A 16,069-nucleotide genomic window follows, 5' to 3' on the forward strand; every position below is an offset into this window, starting at 1 on the left:
TTGGCAGGGTTGGCGCTGCCCCTCATCTGCCTGCCGGCAGGGGCGGCGCCAACCTCGCGCGAATAGCACCTGTCAGCGCGGAGCTGCGCCCAGCCGACGCCCTCAGATGAACTGCACCTGGACGATCTCGTAACCCCTGGCGCCGCCCGGCGCATTCACCTCGATGGCGTCGCCGACTTCCTTGCCGATGAGCGCGCGCGCGATGGGCGAGGAGATCGAGATGCGGCCGGATTTCACGTCGGCTTCCTGGTCGCCGACGATCTGGTAGGTCTTCTTCTCCTCGGTGTCCTCGTCGACCAGCACCACGGTGGCGCCGAACTTGACCTTTTCGCCGCTAAGCTTGGTCACGTCGATCACTTCGGCGCGCGCGATATAATCCTCGAGCTCGTTGATGCGGCCTTCATTGAGGCTCTGCGCCTCTTTGGCGGCATGGTATTCGGCATTTTCGGACAGGTCGCCATGCGAGCGCGCCTCGGAGATCGCCTCGATGATGCGAGGCCGCTCTTCCTGCTGGCGCCAACGCAGTTCTTCCTTCAATGACGCGAACCCCTCGCCTGTCATCGGGACCTTGTTCATAGTGCCTGACCTTTCCTGCTGCCGCCCCCGCATTTCGGGGGAAGCCTTGTCGTTGGGGTACAAAAAGAAAACGGTCCGGCAGCCTCGGGCTAACGGAACCGTTTCACCGCAATTTCCTTGAATATAGCAATCTTTGCGGGCTTTTCACGCCCAAAAATCGGTTTTGTAAAAATCATCCCTTCTTTTGTAGCAGGGGCGGCCGTGGGACGGAGCCGAACAAAAACGGCCGCGATCGCTCGCAGCCGCTTTGAGACATCAGGAGGGCCCGATCAGCTCCTCATGAAATGGTCGATCTGCTCGGACAGCATGCCGTATTCGCGCGAACCCTTGCCGGTGCGCTTTTCGATTTCCATTAGCTGCTGCTGGGCGCCGGCCAGATCGCCGATCTGCAGATGCGCCTCGCCGAGATATTCGCGCACCAGCGTGTAATCGGGATCGATGCGCAGCGCTTCCTCGTAATAGCCGAGGCCGACGGTGACGCGGCCGGAATGGCGGTGCGAATAGCCGAGATAGTTGAGGATGCGCGGATCCTGCTTGTTGGCGGCAAGAACGAGAACCGAGATCGCCTCGTCATAGCGGCCGGCCATCGCCAGCGCATGGCCTGCATCGTAGATGCTGTCGTCGTCCAGCATGCCTTCCTTCGGCGGTACGCATTTCTGCTTCTTCTTGTCCCAGACCTCGCCTTTCTTGCACTGGGTGACAGTCTGGTCGCTACCACCACTGCTGCCGGCGGCGAACGCCGGAACGGCAAGGAACTGCAGAGCGATAAGCGCGCTCGCCGCCTGGATCAGCACTCTTTTATGCATGGAAACCTCCTGAGGGTGTGACAATGCAACACTAACGCCGAGCGGTCCGCGTTTCATCCCGGAAAAAGATCGCCTGGAGAACATGAGGTGACGGATGCCGCAAATCCGGTATCATCCGGCAAACGACTGACGGAGAGGGCCCGTGCAGCGACGGCTCGAAAAGGACTGGGATCTCACGATCGGCCCCGATACCGTACGGCTGTTCATTCTCAAGGCCAAGGCGCTGAGCGCGGGCGTCAACGAGGACTATGCCGACGGCGCCGAACACGAGGTCGAGTTCGACGGCGACACCCATGACAACCACCACCATGACGGCCTTGCCGAGGAAAGCTCGGAGAACCTCACCGAGGAAGAGCTGCGCGAGCTGATCAACGACCTCAATATCGACGAGGCCGCCGAGCTGATCGCGCTGGCCTGGGTCGGCCGCGGCGACTACGACCCCTCGGAATGGACCGATGCCGTAACCGCGGCGCGCGAGCGCGCCAACAAGCGCACGGCGAAATACTTGCTCGGCATGCCGCTGCTCGCCGACTGGCTGGAAGAGGGGCTGGAAGCGATCGGCGCGTAACGCGGAGGTAACCGATTGTGATCGGGTCTAAGCGCCTGTCCAGGCAACTTCGGCCGACTGGCGCCGTTTTGTGGATGATGGCAAAGCTGAGCTTTTCCCGAGGGTACAGGATTGCATTGGCCTTGGCCGTCACGGCTCTGCTGGTCATGCCGGCCGACGCCAAACATCGTAACAAACACCATAGGCCGCTGAGCCCGCGCGTGGAGCAGCCGCTGACACAGCGGGCCGATCAGCCGCTGAAACCGCGCGGCAAGCGGCAGTCGAGAGCGCGAACCAGGCAGCATCTCGCGCCCAATCCGGCACCGCCGGCAACGCAGGATGCTCGGCCGTCCCCCGATGTTCCGGTGCCCGAGCCACGCCCGGTGGACACTCAGAAAGTGGACACCCCAAAGTCGCAAGATCAGAACGCTGAAAATCCAAAGAGCGGCGCGGCGCCCAACCCGCCCAAGGACCCCGATCTACCCAGCGACGAAGAGTCCCATCAGAAAAGCCCGAAACCACCGGAACCACCAGCCGAAACCGAAAGCGAGCCGGAGCCGCCTGCCGTGGCGCCGACGCCGACGCCAAAGCCCGCCACTACGACGCCCGAACCTCAACCGCCGGCCGTCGCCCCGCAGCCAACGCCAAAGCCGGCGGAAGCAGGTGACGAGGAGAAGATGCTGCCCGATCCACGCTCGGCCGATCTTCCCGCCGACAAGATGCCGGCTGAGGAAGTCGCCTGCCGCGAGCGCCTGAAGACACTCGGGGTCGAATTCGAGGAGCACAAGGTCGAAAGCAACCCCGAAATCGGCTGCTCGATCCCCTACCCCATCGTGCTGAAGTCGCTTGGCAAATCGATCGCGATTGCTCCGGGCACCGAGCTCAACTGCCCGATGGCCGAGGCGGCGGCGCGTTTTGCCGCCGACGTCATCCAGCCGGCGGCTAAAGCCGAATTCGGCGCTGACCTGAAATCGATCGGCCAGGCGTCGGCCTTCGTCTGCCGGCCGCGCAATGGCACACGCAAACTGTCGGAACATGCTTTCGGCAACGCGCTCGACATTGCCAGCTTTACGCTGTCCGATGGCAGGACGATCGAGGTCGGGCCGGCGCCGCCGGAAAAAGACGGCAAATTCCTCGACGCTGTACGCAAGGCCGCCTGCGGCCCGTTCAAGACCGTGCTCGGCCCAGGCGCCGACGCCGACCACGCGTTGCACTTCCATCTCGACCTTGAGCCCCGGCGGCATGGCGGCACGTTCTGCCAATAAACGCGGTTGACGCAGGATCGCCGCCGCAATTCCGCCGCAGGCATGAACGCGGACGCTGAGTTTTCCTTTACCCTTGATCGTTAAAATGCCGGATATCCAGAAGTAGGATTCCGCCAATGGCCGGCAAATTTCGCGCCGTTTTCCTCGCCGCCGCGCACCAATTGAAACCTGCGGCGCTTATGGCCGCCGGTCTTGCATTGGCCGCGGTTTCCGCCTGCAACACCGGCAGCGTGCTGTCGCTGCAGCCTGCCGTCGATGTCGGCTCGCAGACCGCGGCCGTGCCGCAATATCAGGGCATGCAGAAGCTTGTTCCGTCCAATCCCTACATGACGCAGGCCGCCTATCCGCGCATGGACGAGCCGATGTCGCCGGTGGAGCAGATTCCAGCCAGCGAAACCGATTGCCGCCAGCAGCTGAAGCGCCTCGATGTCGCTTACACCGACCTGGCGCCGATCCATGAAGGCCAGTGCGGCATCGACTATCCGGTTAAGGTCACGGCTATCGGCAGCATCGAGATGAAACCCGCCGCGACCCTGACCTGCGACATGGCCGCCACCTTCGCCGCCTGGACCAAGAACGAACTCGTTCCCTCCGCCCGCTGGCGCTATTTCTCCGGCGTCAGGACCATCCACCAGGGCTCAAGCTACTCCTGCCGCAACATTGCCGGCGAAGGCGTGCTGTCGGAGCACGGCAAGGGCAACGCGCTCGATGTCATGAGCATCGAACTCAACAATGGCGACGACATCGACGTGCGCAAACCCGGCCTGTTCGCCTTCCGCACCCGCGGCTTCCTCAACAATGTGCGCGCCGACGGCTGCCAGTATTTCACCACCGTGCTCGGCCCCGGCTACAATTACGACCACCGCAACCATTTCCATTTCGACATCAAGAACCGCAGGAACGGTTACCGCGCCTGCCGGTAGGAAAAGATCATGCGTCACCGGTGGACGCGATAATTTGCCGAGCCACGAGATCCTGGATGCGCCAGAGATTCTTGTCGCGAATACCGCTTTCTTCCAGCTTGCTGACGGTCCGGAACAGATACTGCGCCGACGACCCCCAGTGTCCGGCGGCTCGCGCCAGCGTGTCCGCAACCTGCTCCAACGGCAACCGTCCGGCATAGGCCTTGCCACCCGGCGCGGCGACGAAAGCCAGAGCGCGCAGCGGACCCTCCTTGGTCTTGACCTTGATCCAGCAGGGCACGTTGGTTGGTGGGTTGGCATCGATTTCCCGGCGCATCAGCTGGCCGAGCTGCCCGAAATGATCTTCATCGGGCAGCCGGTAGACGATCCCGTTGCAGCTGCCGCCGCGGTCCAGCGCCAGCATCAGGGCAGGCAATTCGCGCGTCCCCCGCCAACGCGTCAGCTTCAGGCAGAACGAACGGTGCCATCCAGGCGCCGTCGCCGGGCGTTGCTCGACAGGAACGAATTCGGGATTCCAGATCAACGAACCATAGGCGAAGACCCATAGCATTTCGGGCCGATATTCGGCGAGCAGTCGAGCGACCAACTCATCGAACTCCGCGTTGGTGTGCTCGGCCGTTCCAGGCTCAGGCCCGGGATCCAGTTCGACGCGCTCGACCCGGGCGACAAGATCCGCGGTCAACGCCATCGTTCTCGGGCCCGTCGGCTTCCGTTTCATTCCCGCCCCCACGAAAAAATGATGGCTGACGATAAACCGTCTGCTCATCTCTGGCCATTGATTTCCAGGGAACCGTCAGGCAACAGATACCGCTCGGATCGAGCCGCCTTTATGAGCCAACGAAGCCTCCAGCGACGCATTGCGATCTGGGTAGTGGCCGTGCTGGGCGGCTATCTGGCGCTCGCCTATGTCGCGGCGCCGGAATTCTGGACATTCCGTGATCGCGGCTTTCGCGATCGGCATTTCGAGATGGTCACCCACACGTCGCAAGGCATTCCCGGCGACCCCATCAATGTCGGCCTGATCGGCACGGAGAAGGAGCTGGTGCACGCTTTCGCCGTCGCCGGCTGGGACACCGCCGACGCCGTCACCTTGAGAACCGCCATCCACATCGGCGAAAGTGTCCTGTTTTCCCGCCCCTATCCCGACGCACCGATAAGCCGTCTGCTGTTCGAAGGCCGCGCCCAGGAACTCGCTTTCGAAAAGCCGGTCGGCGACAGTTCCGACCGGCGCCATCACGTCCGTTTTTGGCGAACGGATATGGTTGGCGACAATGGCAGGCCGCTCTGGCTGGGTGCCGCCAGCTTCGATCGCGGCGTCGGTCTGAGCCATGACACGGGCGCCATCACCCATCACATCGGTCCCGACCTCGATGCCGAGCGCGACTTTACGATCGGCGATCTCAATGCCGCCGGCCTGTTGGCCTCGACCAGCGGCCTGGCGGGCATCGGCCCCACCCGGAGCGGCCGCAATGGCGGCGGCGACCCTTATTTCACCGACGGCAAGGCGATCGTCGGCGTGCTGAAGCAGTTGCCGTGACGGCAGGTCAGGTCGTCGCGATGACGATCTTGCCGAACGGCCCCTTCTCCAGATGCTCGAAGGCCCGCAGCACCTCGTCGAAACCGAAGACCCTGTCGACGACCGGCTTGATCGCGAGCGCCTCGATCGCCTGGTTCATCCGCTCGAAGGCGCGCCGCTCTGGGATGCTGTCTGATCCACCCGCATCCGCTGTCATCTTTCTAAAATGGCCGCCGACTATTTTCGAAAGCCGTGCGGCAATGCTATTGAGCCCTCATGCTATACGTTGAAATCGCCACCGTGGTCGTCCTCATCTGCGTGAACGGCCTTCTGTCGATGTCCGAACTCGCCATCGTCTCATCGCGGCCGGCTCGCCTGAAGGCGATGATCGACCGCAACGTCAAAGGTGCCGGACGCGCTTTGGCGCTTGGCTCCAATCCCGGCAAATTCCTGTCCTCCGTGCAGATCGGCATCACGCTGGTCGGCGTGCTCTCGGGTGCCTTTTCCGGCGCCACGCTCGGCCAGAGGCTGGCGCAATATCTGGCTACGGCAGGCATCCGCGAGAACATAGCCGACCCGCTCGGCGTCGGCATCGTCGTGGCCATCATCACCTATGCCTCGCTGATTATCGGCGAACTCGTGCCCAAGCAGATCGCGTTGCGCGATCCCGAGCGGGTCGCGGCACGGGCGGCGCCGGCAATGACCATCCTGGCCACCATCTCGGCCCCTCTGGTCTTCCTGCTCGATATTTCGGGCCGTGCCGTGCTCTGGCTGCTCGGCCAGCGCGGCGAAAGCGAGGAAAAGGTCACTGACGAGGAGATCAAGATGCTGGTCGCCGAGGCCGAGCATCACGGCACCATCGAATCCGACGAGCGGCGCATGATCGCCGGCGTCATGCGGCTTGGCGACCGCGCCGTGCGCGCCGTCATGTCACCGCGCACCGATGTCGACTGGATCAACCTGCAGTCCGACGATGCCACGATCCGCAAGCTTCTGATGGACACCCAGCATTCGCGCCTGCCCGCCGGCGACGGCGGGGTGGACGCCATGATCGGCGTCATCCAGACGCGCGACGTGCTGGCCGCTCTGCTCGGCGGCCGCGCGCTCGACCCGCGCAAATATGTGCGCGCGGCACCGATCGTGCACGATCAGGCCGATGCGCTTGATGTGTTGCAGAAGCTGAAGGAGAGCGACGTGCCGATGGCGCTGGTGCATGACGAATACGGCCACTTCGAAGGCATCGTCACCCCCGCCGACATCCTAGAAGCCATCACCGGCGTCTTCCGCTCGGATCTCGAGGCCGGCGAGGAAGAAAACGCCGTCCAGCGCGACGACGGCTCATGGCTTCTCGCCGGCTACATGCAGGCCGACGAGATGGCCGAGGTGCTCGGCATCGACCTGCCGGAGAACCGCGACTACGAGACCGTCGCCGGCTATGTGCTGTCGCACATGCACCATCTGCCGGCGACTGGCGAATGTGTCGACGCGCAGGGCTGGCGTTTTGAGGTCGTCGACCTCGACGGCCGCCGCATCGACAAGCTGATCGCCACCCGCCTGCCCAGCGGCCACCGTGAGATGGTGCGCTGACGGCATATGCATGGTTCGGCCCGCGGCCCTCGACGGCGGCCAATATACTGCGCGGACCGCGAGCTCTACCGCTCGGTGAAGGCGCGGGCGAAGGAATCGAGCATCGGCCGTGCCAGATACTCCAGGAAAGTCCTATCACCGGTGTTGATGAACGCCTCGACTGGCGTTCCGGGATAAAGCTGATCGGGCTTTACGCCGGGCGGCAGGTCGGCCGCGATCCTCAGCTTGGCTCGGAAATAGGGCTCATGCGTTGCCTCGTCGACGAGCCGGTCCGCTGAGATTTGCGCCACCGTGGCTGAGACCTCGGGAGTGAGCCGCGCATTCAAGGCCGACAGCCGCAGCTTCGCCCGCTGGCCGACACGGACCTGATCGAGGTCTTCCGGCCGCAGCCTTGCATCGACGACGAGGCCCGATGCCGTGGGCAGGATCTCCATGATCTTTTCGCCGGGGGCGATCACGCTTCCCTTGGAATTATAGGCCGACGACACCACGATGCCTGCCGCCGGCGCCTTGATCGTCGTGCGGCGCAGCACCGCCTCCGCCGCCCTGGTCTGCTCCTCGACGTCGGCCAGATTGGAGCGAACGTCGTCCAGCTTCGTCAGCGCCTCCTCGACGCGTTGCGTGGTCTGGCGCTCGATCTGCTCCTGGGCTTCGACGATCTGGGTGTTGGCCGTCGCCAGATTGGCCTCCAGCGCCCCGGCCTGCCCGACGAGATCGGCCTCGCTGCGCAATAGCTGGGAGTACTCGGTACGGTTGGTGAGGCCCTTGTCCAGCAGGCCGGTCTTGATGCCGAGTTCGTTCTTCACGACGTCGGCTTGCTGCTGAATGGCCTGCTGCTGGGCCTGCAACCCCACCACCGACTGCCGATGCATGGCGACGCGTTGTGCCAGGATCGATTTTTCCGACCGGAACCGGGCCAGCCTGGCGGCGAATTCCTTTTGCTGCTCGCGAACCAGGATCTCGAAATCGTGCTGGAAAGGTGCCGGCGCCGCTTCGGTGATGGGGCCCATCCTGTCCAACCCATCGCGTTCCGCCTCCAGCCGCGCCGCACTTGCCCTGAGCGCGATCGACTGCCTCACCAGCCGGTTGAGCTCGGCCTGCGCGGCGGTTGGGTCCAGCACGACCAGGTCCTGGCCCTGTTGCACGCGATCGCCTTCATGGACCGGTAGTTCCCTGATGATACCGCCCTCGCGATGCTGGATGCGGATGTTTCCGCCGGTCGCCGAGATCGTGCCTTGCGTGATCACCGCTCCCGACAAGGGAGCGCTGACGGCCCAATAGCCGAAGCCGCCCGCCAGCACCGCTATGGCGACGTAGCCGGTCAGGGCCACGCGTCTTATGTCGGTGCGCGGCTGGCTGTCCCAGGCGAGGCTCTGTGTCGTCATCTCACGATCCGAAACTGCCACCCGCGCGGATTGTCGGGACGAATGACCCGGTCACCACCGTGCTCTGCTGGGGGGCCTTGCCGATGACCGAACGCCGCAGCACCTCGTCGCCAGGGCCGAAGGCTTCGACCATGCCGCCGCGCAAAAGCATCACGCGGGCGCAAGCGGCGGCGATCGAAGGGCGATGGGTGACCACGATGACCGTGACGCCCGCCGCTCGCGCGGCCGAAAGCACCGCCTCGAGCGCGGCCTCGCCGCTGCCGTCGAGATGGGAGCTGGGCTCGTCGAGTACCAGGAGCCGCGGATTTCCGTAGAAGGCGCGCGCCAGGCCGATTCGCTGGCGCTCGCCCCCCGACAGCGCCCTGTCCGACGGGCCGATCATGGTCTGGTAGCCGTCGCGCTGCGCCAGGATCAGCTCGTGCACCTGGGCGCGCCTTGCCGCCTCGACGATCGCGGCGTCGTCCGCTTGCGGGTCGAAGCGGGCGACGTTTTGCGCGATCGATCCAGGAAAGAGCTCAACCTCCTGCGCAAGGTAGCCGACATGCTTTCCAAGCTGGCTCTCGTCCCAGGTCCTGAGGTCGGCGCCGTCGATCCTGATTGAGCCGCCGGTCGGTTGGGCGGCCCCCACGAGCAACCGCGCCAGTGTCGATTTGCCGGCCCCGCTCGGGCCGACGACGGCCAGCGCTTCGCCCGCGCCGATCGCAAAGTTGAGCCGCTTGAGGATGGGTTCCGTGCCGGGTTGGGCGTTCGGCGCCATGAAGAAGACGTCCTGCACGGAAATCGCGCCGGCCGGATCGGGCAGGATCAGTTTTCGCGGCTCCGTCGGACGCATTGCGAGCGCTTTTTCCAGCCGCGTCCACGCCCGCCGCGCGTCGGCGATCTGCCGCCAGGCGCCGATCAGCTGGTCGAGCGGCTGCAGCGCGCGCGACGACACCAGCGAGGAGGCGAAGATCATGCCAGCCGTCATCTGCCCCTGCAGCACCAGCCATGCGCCGGCGCCGAGGATCGCCAGTTGCAGCATCATGCGCAGCGCCCGCGAGGCGCCGCTGAAGATCGCGTTGGCGCTCGAGGAACGGTCATGGAAAGTGAGCGCCGCCGCCACGTGCCGTCCCCAGACCAGCGAGGCATTCCGCACCATGCCCATGGCGCGCAGCGTCTCGGCATTGCGGGCAAAGGCCTGTTCCGCCTGGCTGGCCAACGCCGAACGCTCCGCGGACAAGGCATCGTTCCTGCCGATCGCAAGCTGGTTGGCCACGACGAGGAATAGCAGAAGCACCGCGCCGGCGACCGTCACCCAGAACAGCACCGGATGGATGAGATAGAGCAAGGCGAGGAAGACAGGGGCGAAAGGCAGGTCGAACAGCACCGCCACGCCGCGTGACCTGATGAAGGCGCAGACCGAAGCGAGATCGCGCAGCGGCGACAGGCCGCCGGCATATCTCGCGCCGAGCGAAACGGCGAAGGTGCTGGCACCCAGCTTGCGGTCGACGGTCGCCGCGACGCGCTGCGTGTAGACGGCGCGGATCGCGTCCAGCAGCCCGAGGAAGGCGAGCGCGAGCACCGCGATAGCTGACAGATAGACAAGCGTCTCGACGCTGGAGGACGGCAGCACGCGGTCATACACCTGCAGCAGGTAGAGCGGAATCACCAACAGCAGGATGTTGATCAGCAGCGAGAAGACGCCGACATCGGCGATAGCGCGCAGGAAGACCGGACGCAGGCCGGACGGTCCAGTCATTTCCGCATTTCCCGCCGCTGCATGATCCCGGCCCTTACGCGTGGCCCCCGAATTCGGAACCGCCGTGCAGCGTGCTGCTGGCGATGCTATGCGTGGCGGTGCTGGTGGTGGTGTGCAAAGCGCTCGCCGGCGCGTTGTCCAGCGTATAGGCGCGGATATAGTCGATCTTCATCTCGGCAGGCGTCGCCAGATGATCGGGAGGCGCGCCGGCAAGACCGCCGACCGCGAGATCGGCCAGCATGTACATGGGCTTGTGCATATCGGATGGCGTCGCCGCTTCCGCGACCTGGACACCGTCATAAGTCCAGACGAGCTTGTCCGGCGTCCACAGCAGCCCATAGGTGTGGAAGCCGGCGGTATCCATGGTGTTTACCGTCGACGTCACCTTGGTGTGGGTTCCCGTTTCATTCGAATGCGCCGTCATGATCAACGAGTTCGGGTCCTGCCCGCGCGTCTCGACCACATCCAGTTCCGGCGGCCACGAGCCGTCTGCCGGCAGCAGCCAGAAGGCGGGCCAGGCGCCGGCGTTCTCGGGCAGGTCGGCGCGCATTTCGAAATAGCCGTAGGTTTGTGAGAAGGTGCTGTGCGTATTGAGGATACCTGACGTGTATTCGTAGTTGTTGATCAGGGGCTTGATGTCGGCCGGTGCCTGCGCGGCGGTGATGGTGAGCACGCCGTTATTCACGCTGAACGGGTGGACGGAACTCGTCGGCCCGTAATTGGCGTCGATGTACCATTGCAGCTCGCCATTGCTGGTCAATGTGCTGCCGTTCGGCGCTCCCCATGAGAAGTTGGTATCCCACGTGCCGCCCTGGGCGTTATGAAGATTGAGCGCGTTGAAATCGTCGCTGAAGGACAGCTTCATGCCGGACAAGTCGATCGGCAATTCGAACTGGTTGGGCTGCAGCTTGTCGATTGTCGTGTCCTTGAACTCGAGGATCTCGCCGGATCCGAGGTTCAGCAGCACGTTCGATCCCGCCTGGATCAGGTTCGAGTGAACGGCATCGAACGACGTGAAACCATAGCCGTTGAGGCGGACGGTGTCGGTGGCGGCGAAATTGGCGATCAGGTCGCTGCCGTTGCCTTTCGAGATGACGAACGTGTCGTAGCCACCGCCGCCATCGATCAGAACATCGTTTCCCGCGCCGCCGTCCAGCGTCTGGTGCCCAGCCTTGGCGGTGATGATGTTGTCCAAGCCGTTTCCGAAAGCGTAGTTGTTGGGGTTTGTGACGATGAGGTTCTCGACATTGGCGGGGAGCTTGTAGCTCATCCACGTGCTGATCGTGTCGATGCCTGCCCCGGCGCCCTCGGCCACCTTGTTGCCCGCCCCATAGAGGTAATAGACGTCATCGCCCGTGCCGCCATGCATGGTGACGTTGAGATTGCCCGCTCCGTAAAACGAGTCATTTCCCGCGCTGCCATACAAGTCGGGCCCGGCCCCAGGCGCCGAGAACCAGTGGTTGGACGTACCGCTATAGGGAAGAGGAACACCCACGGCATTGACGAAGAAGCTCATCGGATACATCCTCCTCGTGAGGCATGGCCGCCTCGAACCGTTCGCTTACGGACTTCCGGATGGCCACGTCGGATCAATGCTGAAAGGAACGATTTCGTTCCGGGGAATCATTACACAACCCACCATAACATCGATCTTTCGGAAGACATATACTTATTGTCCGGGAAAAGAGCGGCGCCTAAGCAAAGATATTTAGTAAAATGGTGTATAAACTAGAAATTGCAAAGGATCTACTTAGATGAATGATCTACTTAGATGACGGCTACCCCTCCGAGCCCATCAGCCTCCCTCCTCGGCGCATGGTGGGCGGGAAGCTTAGGCCATCAGAGAGCGGCTTCGATCGGCTCGGCAAGCCTGGGATTTGAGCGTGCCGCGATCAGGCAACTGGTGACGATGAGACCCGCTCCCGCCAGCGTGGTCCAGGTCACCGCCTCGTCGAAGAAGAGGAAGCCAAGTGCGATCGCCCAGATGAAGGCGGAGTATTCCGTCGGGATCAGATACTGCGCTTCCGCCCGCGCATAGGCCCAGCTCATCAGGAATTGGCCGGCGAGCGACAGCGCCGTCACGCCGGCGAGCGGAAGCCAGAGCTCGCGCGGCAGGGTAATGGCCAGCCAGGGTGACGCGAGACCAAGGAAGACCGCCACGCAAAGGTTCTGGAACAGCATGATCTCGATCGGCTTGGCCACCAGCGCCTGCTGCCGCGCAAGGATCAGATTGTAGGCATAGAACACCGTCGACACCAGCACCGCCGCCGTGCCGAGCAAGGCATCCCTGGCATGGCTTGTCTGCCCGAACTGTCCACCGACGATGATTGCGACGCCCGCAATGCCGGCCAGCGAAGCCCAGATCGCCTGACGCTGTATGCGTTCGCCGAGCAGCAACGCCGCCAGCAGCAGGGCGAACAGCGGCGCCACGAAACTGAGCCCGATCGCCTCCGCCAGCGGCAGCCGGGCAAGCCCCCAGAAGAAGGACAGCAGGACAAAGCCGACGACCGCGGCACGCAGCGCATGCAGCCTGAGCACGGAAGGCGTGGGCAGCGTGCGCGGTCCCGCCGACCAGCCGGCGCCGGCAACCACGGTCGCGAGCATGCTGCGCCACAGCACCGTGTTGTAGACGCCGACGGCAAGGACCAGGACCTTCATCGCCGCGTCCATCCCCGACAGCAGGAAGATGCCAAGCGCGCAGACAAGCACCGGGATCATGGGAGAAACGGCGCCTGCCAGGCTGGATGACTTCACGAGGCCCCTCATGTGACGGATCGCAGCCGGATATATCAGGGCGGACCGGCGGAGCCAGATGGCAGCCCCGCCGATATGGCGGTCCAACCATGGCGACTTGTGGAATGGCTGGGAAAGCTCGCAGCGAGCCCGCCAACCATTGCCGGCTTGTCTAGCGGCGCGTGACCGCGAAAGCGGATATCTGAGCATCGAGTTTCGGCCATGGCATGACGGACCGGCTTTTGCGCTATTCTGGCAAGTCCGCCTTCCGAAGGCCCTCGATATAGTTGTCGCGGTCTTCCACCCGTTGAAACGGGGCAGCACCTCCGCGAGGTCCGAAAGCCGCAATGTGGGATCGAGTTCGCGCAGGCGCGCATCTTCTCCGCTTCAGAAAGCTGTCCCGCCAAGGCATGACTTGCCATCGCGACACGCATCGCGCTCGCGTAGTTCGGCTGCGAGCGCAAAGATCTCGGTTTACGCTTGGCACCTTCGATTTCAGCCTCCTCGACCTTCGGCGTGATTGCGCCGACTACGTTTGAGGCGATCTGATCCTGGAGATCAAAGATCTCCGCCAGAGTGCCGTCAAAAACAGTCGGCCCATAAATGGAGGCCGGTGGAAGAGTCGAGGAGCTGTCCTGTACGGCCAACGTTTTGGTGGCAAGAGATTTGAGTTAGGATGACGCAGCACTGGCGCGTTATAGAGCACCCTTATGAACGAATCTGCCAGTAGAGCAGACAGCAACACAGCAGTCGCGAGCGACCTTGCCCACGGCGATCCCCGCCTTGCCTTCATTTATCAGGAGGCAGTGAGAGGCCTCAATCACCAGCAGAACCTCGTCGAGAACATGAACGCCCGCGCCGGCAGCCTCATCTTCGCCACTGCGTTCGCCAACTCGCTGCTTGGCGGAAGGGCGCTTTCCGACGGGCTTGGGCTTTGGGACTGGATCGCGGTGGTTCTGCTGTTCGCCATCGGCGGGCTGATCGTCTTCTTGCTTTGGCCCTACCACAAATACACGTTCCGCTTCGACCCAGAAGAGCTGCTCCATCAATATGTCGACGGCGACAGGCCGGCAAACATGTCGGCCATGCAGCGCGCGCTCGCCCTTCGCATCAAGGCGGACATGGTCAGCAACTGGCGCATTATCCAGCGGCTTCGGGTGGCATTGCAGATTGCGCTGGTCCTTCTGTTGTTCGACATCCTGGCCTGGCTTTTCGCGATCGCGGGTATTTGAGCCGTTCGATATTCGGAGCCGACCCGACCTGGACCGACGACCGCCCTTTGAGGTGGCAGTCTGCCGACGAGCAGCTTCGGGAACTAAGGCATCAGCACGACCTTGCCGGTCGAGCCGCCCTCTTCGGGCAAAGGACGAGCACGTGGCTCCCGGGACGGGCGCCTTCGCAAGAGCGCTGTGTCTGCGGCACCCTCACCTGCTTGCGAGGCGCTGAGGGGCGGCGCGGCGTTGCATGCAGATCTTTCGCGCAGCCGCAACTCCTTGCAGGAACGCGAAAAAAGGGCGACGCAAGCGCCGCCCCATATCCCTTGGGAGGACAATCCGATCCGGCGGATCAGGCCGCCTGGGCTTCTCCGGCGATGGCGTCGGCGGCGCGGGCGGCCTTCAGCACCTTGGCCCACCAGGCGACGTCGTTGACCAGCGCGGTGGCGGCCTGGTTCAGGTGCTCGAGATCTTCGAGCTTCTTCTCGCCCTGGCGCACGGCGAGGAAATCGCCCCAGGCGATATGGACTGCGGACTTGACCGGCGCCATCTGCAATTCGACGGCGTGGAGACGAAGCTGTTCGACGGCGCGGGCGCCACCGACGCTGCCATAGCCGACAAAGCCGGCCGGCTTCTTGTTCCACTCGTTGGCGGCGTAGTCGATCGCATTCTTCAGCACGGCCGTCGGGCCGTGATTGTATTCGGCGGCGGTGAAGATGAAGCCATCGAATCCGGCGACCTTCTTCTGCCAGCGCTGTGCGACTTCGTTCTGCGACGGCGCCCAGGCGGAGGACGCGACCTCATCGAAGAAGGGCAGCGGAAAGTCGCGCAGATCGACAATTTCGACATCAATGTCGGCATGTGCCTTGGCGATCTTGGCGATCCACTGCGTCGGCACGTCGGCGAAGCGGGCGGCGCGCGTCGAACCGATGACAATGGCGATTTTGGGCTTGGACATAAGGGGCTCTCCTTGCGGGAATTTTTGGTATCGTTTGGATACCGGCGCTATATGTGATACTGACAATTTGATGCGCAAGGAGGCACGTTTTTGTTACTGAGGCACCCGCATAACACCGAGGACTGCCGCGCCGTATCGGAAATCCTGCAGCGCGTCGGCGACAAATGGACCGTGCTCGTGGTCGGCAAGCTGGGCGGCGGACCGCTGCGTTTCAACGAATTGCGCGCCGCCGTCGGCGGCATCTCCCAGAAGATGCTGACCACCACCTTGCGCGGCCTGGAGCGTGACGGCTTCGTCACCCGCAAGGTGTTTCCGACCATTCCGCCGCGCGTCGATTACGAGCTGACCGAGCTCGGTCACGAGTTGCTAGTGCCGGTCGGCGCGCTCGGCGAATGGGCACGCAAGAACACCCAGCGTGTCCAGTCGGCACGCGCCAGATTCGACGACATGCACGCCTGAAGCCCATGCGCGGCAAGGGATCCGGGACCTGCACTGAGCGGCACTAGCTGCCCAAGCGAAGTCACGGTTCCTGGACTGAAGGCGACTTGGAAATAGTCCATGGCGCTCGATGCCGGCCCGACGCGCCCGGCCCCCCTCTCGACGATAACCGCATTCCAACGGCAGCCAGTCAGGCTCTTCGCGCCAAGCAAGGCGTCTGGCTGCAGAGTGTGCACGTCGCTGTTCGCTGCTTCGCATCCGTGGTGTCATGCAGGCAGGCAGTGCGCCCAAGGTCCTGTTTGACTTCGGCGTAAGCGGTTATGCCGAGCAGGCAGACCAAGGCCACGAGAGCCGCCGCAAGCCAGCCGTTCAACAGGTGTTGA

General features: G+C 63.6%; 16 protein-coding genes and 1 pseudogene. 7 read left to right on the forward strand and 10 right to left on the reverse strand.

All coding sequences use genetic code 11. From position 1 onward, the window contains the following. Positions 1-102: 102 nt before the first annotated feature. Positions 103-576, reverse strand: coding sequence for a transcription elongation factor GreA (gene greA, locus LB516_RS26525; protein ID WP_015316152.1), 474 nt, complete (start codon positions 574-576; stop codon positions 103-105). 269 nt (positions 577-845) lie between these two features. Continuing rightward, a complete protein-coding gene (locus tag LB516_RS26530) occupies positions 846-1,382 on the reverse strand; it encodes a tetratricopeptide repeat protein (RefSeq protein WP_140617735.1) in 537 nt (178 codons plus the stop codon). A 142-nt stretch (positions 1,383-1,524) separates the two neighbouring features. Here LB516_RS26530 and LB516_RS26535 point away from each other — a divergent pair, with 142 nt between their 5' ends. The 3 genes from LB516_RS26535 to LB516_RS26545 all read left to right on the forward strand — a co-directional run bounded on the left by LB516_RS26535 (position 1,525) and on the right by LB516_RS26545 (position 4,117). Continuing rightward, complete coding sequence (locus LB516_RS26535; protein WP_224644044.1) at positions 1,525-1,950, forward strand: DUF3775 domain-containing protein; 426 nt, start codon at positions 1,525-1,527, stop codon at positions 1,948-1,950. 17 nt (positions 1,951-1,967) lie between these two features. Further along, positions 1,968-3,194, forward strand: coding sequence for an extensin family protein (locus LB516_RS26540; RefSeq protein ID WP_411969437.1), 1,227 nt, complete (start codon positions 1,968-1,970; stop codon positions 3,192-3,194). 116 nt (positions 3,195-3,310) lie between these two features. Continuing rightward, positions 3,311-4,117, forward strand: a complete 807-nt coding sequence (locus LB516_RS26545) for an extensin family protein (RefSeq protein ID WP_015316148.1) — start codon at positions 3,311-3,313, stop codon at positions 4,115-4,117. Positions 4,118-4,124: 7 nt separating this feature from the next. Here LB516_RS26545 and LB516_RS26550 read toward each other — a convergent pair whose 3' ends face one another. After that, positions 4,125-4,835 (reverse strand): gamma-glutamylcyclotransferase, encoded by a 711-nt coding sequence (locus tag LB516_RS26550; protein WP_015316147.1) that lies wholly within the window; start codon positions 4,833-4,835, stop codon positions 4,125-4,127. A 111-nt stretch (positions 4,836-4,946) separates the two neighbouring features. On the opposite strand from LB516_RS26550, the gene LB516_RS26555 reads away from it, so the two are divergent. Further along, entirely contained in the window at positions 4,947-5,654 is a 708-nt protein-coding gene (locus LB516_RS26555) for an LssY C-terminal domain-containing protein (protein WP_224720657.1), read from the forward strand. A 7-nt stretch (positions 5,655-5,661) separates the two neighbouring features. Here LB516_RS26555 and LB516_RS26560 read toward each other — a convergent pair whose 3' ends face one another. Then, positions 5,662-5,850 (reverse strand): zinc-binding dehydrogenase, encoded by a 189-nt coding sequence (locus LB516_RS26560; protein ID WP_224585798.1) that lies wholly within the window; start codon positions 5,848-5,850, stop codon positions 5,662-5,664. Between the two features lie 59 nt (positions 5,851-5,909). On the opposite strand from LB516_RS26560, the gene LB516_RS26565 reads away from it, so the two are divergent. Then, complete coding sequence (locus tag LB516_RS26565; RefSeq protein WP_015316146.1) at positions 5,910-7,220, forward strand: hemolysin family protein; 1,311 nt, start codon at positions 5,910-5,912, stop codon at positions 7,218-7,220. 65 nt (positions 7,221-7,285) lie between these two features. Here LB516_RS26565 and LB516_RS26570 read toward each other — a convergent pair whose 3' ends face one another. The 5 genes and pseudogenes from LB516_RS26570 to LB516_RS26590 all read right to left on the reverse strand — a co-directional run. Continuing rightward, on the reverse strand, positions 7,286-8,605 hold the full coding sequence (locus LB516_RS26570; RefSeq protein WP_224720658.1) for an HlyD family type I secretion periplasmic adaptor subunit: 1,320 nt from the start codon (positions 8,603-8,605) through the stop codon (positions 7,286-7,288). Between the two features lies 1 nt (position 8,606). Continuing rightward, entirely contained in the window at positions 8,607-10,343 is a 1,737-nt protein-coding gene (locus LB516_RS26575) for a type I secretion system permease/ATPase (RefSeq protein ID WP_140823240.1), read from the reverse strand. 34 nt (positions 10,344-10,377) lie between these two features. After that, positions 10,378-11,859: a family 16 glycosylhydrolase gene (locus LB516_RS26580; RefSeq protein ID WP_224720659.1), complete on the reverse strand. Its 1,482-nt coding sequence runs from the start codon at positions 11,857-11,859 to the stop codon at positions 10,378-10,380. 323 nt (positions 11,860-12,182) lie between these two features. Then, positions 12,183-13,109, reverse strand: coding sequence for a DMT family transporter (locus LB516_RS26585; protein ID WP_140617724.1), 927 nt, complete (start codon positions 13,107-13,109; stop codon positions 12,183-12,185). Between the two features lie 437 nt (positions 13,110-13,546). Continuing rightward, positions 13,547-13,712 (reverse strand): annotated as a pseudogene (locus tag LB516_RS26590) (CadC-family transcriptional regulator); the annotation flags it as partial. A gap of 170 nt (positions 13,713-13,882) precedes the next feature. Between LB516_RS26590 and LB516_RS26595 the strand changes: the two are divergent. Beyond that, positions 13,883-14,308 carry a hypothetical protein gene (locus LB516_RS26595; RefSeq protein WP_224720660.1) on the forward strand — a complete coding sequence of 142 codons (426 nt, stop codon included), beginning with the start codon at positions 13,883-13,885 and terminating at the stop codon, positions 14,306-14,308. 334 nt (positions 14,309-14,642) lie between these two features. Here the strand turns inward: LB516_RS26595 and LB516_RS26600 are convergent, their stop codons facing one another. Beyond that, positions 14,643-15,248, reverse strand: coding sequence for an NADPH-dependent FMN reductase (locus LB516_RS26600; RefSeq protein WP_140617723.1), 606 nt, complete (start codon positions 15,246-15,248; stop codon positions 14,643-14,645). Between the two features lie 90 nt (positions 15,249-15,338). Here LB516_RS26600 and LB516_RS26605 point away from each other — a divergent pair, with 90 nt between their 5' ends. Next, the gene (locus LB516_RS26605) at positions 15,339-15,707 is read left to right on the forward strand and encodes a winged helix-turn-helix transcriptional regulator (protein WP_023770230.1); all 369 of its coding nucleotides are present in this window, start codon (positions 15,339-15,341) and stop codon (positions 15,705-15,707) included. Positions 15,708-16,069: the final 362 nt, after the last annotated feature.

Source organism: Mesorhizobium sp. CO1-1-7 (assembly GCF_020164885.1).
Lineage (GTDB): Bacteria > Pseudomonadota > Alphaproteobacteria > Rhizobiales > Rhizobiaceae > Mesorhizobium > Mesorhizobium australicum.

Bases quoted from the DNA above. Each gene is read 5' to 3' on its own strand.
- greA (WP_015316152.1), bottom strand. From the start codon at position 576: ATGAACAAGGTCCCGATGACAGGCGAGGGGTTCGCGTCATTGAAGGAA.
- LB516_RS26530 (WP_140617735.1), bottom strand. From the start codon at position 1,382: ATGCATAAAAGAGTGCTGATCCAGGCGGCGAGCGCGCTTATCGCTCTG.
- LB516_RS26545 (WP_015316148.1), top strand. From the start codon at position 3,311: ATGGCCGGCAAATTTCGCGCCGTTTTCCTCGCCGCCGCGCACCAATTG.
- LB516_RS26550 (WP_015316147.1), bottom strand. From the start codon at position 4,835: ATGAAACGGAAGCCGACGGGCCCGAGAACGATGGCGTTGACCGCGGAT.
- LB516_RS26555 (WP_224720657.1), top strand. From the start codon at position 4,947: ATGAGCCAACGAAGCCTCCAGCGACGCATTGCGATCTGGGTAGTGGCC.
- LB516_RS26560 (WP_224585798.1), bottom strand. From the start codon at position 5,850: ATGACAGCGGATGCGGGTGGATCAGACAGCATCCCAGAGCGGCGCGCC.
- LB516_RS26565 (WP_015316146.1), top strand. From the start codon at position 5,910: ATGCTATACGTTGAAATCGCCACCGTGGTCGTCCTCATCTGCGTGAAC.
- LB516_RS26570 (WP_224720658.1), bottom strand. From the start codon at position 8,605: ATGACGACACAGAGCCTCGCCTGGGACAGCCAGCCGCGCACCGACATA.
- LB516_RS26575 (WP_140823240.1), bottom strand. From the start codon at position 10,343: ATGACTGGACCGTCCGGCCTGCGTCCGGTCTTCCTGCGCGCTATCGCC.
- LB516_RS26580 (WP_224720659.1), bottom strand. From the start codon at position 11,859: ATGAGCTTCTTCGTCAATGCCGTGGGTGTTCCTCTTCCCTATAGCGGT.
- LB516_RS26585 (WP_140617724.1), bottom strand. From the start codon at position 13,109: ATGAGGGGCCTCGTGAAGTCATCCAGCCTGGCAGGCGCCGTTTCTCCC.
- LB516_RS26600 (WP_140617723.1), bottom strand. From the start codon at position 15,248: ATGTCCAAGCCCAAAATCGCCATTGTCATCGGTTCGACGCGCGCCGCC.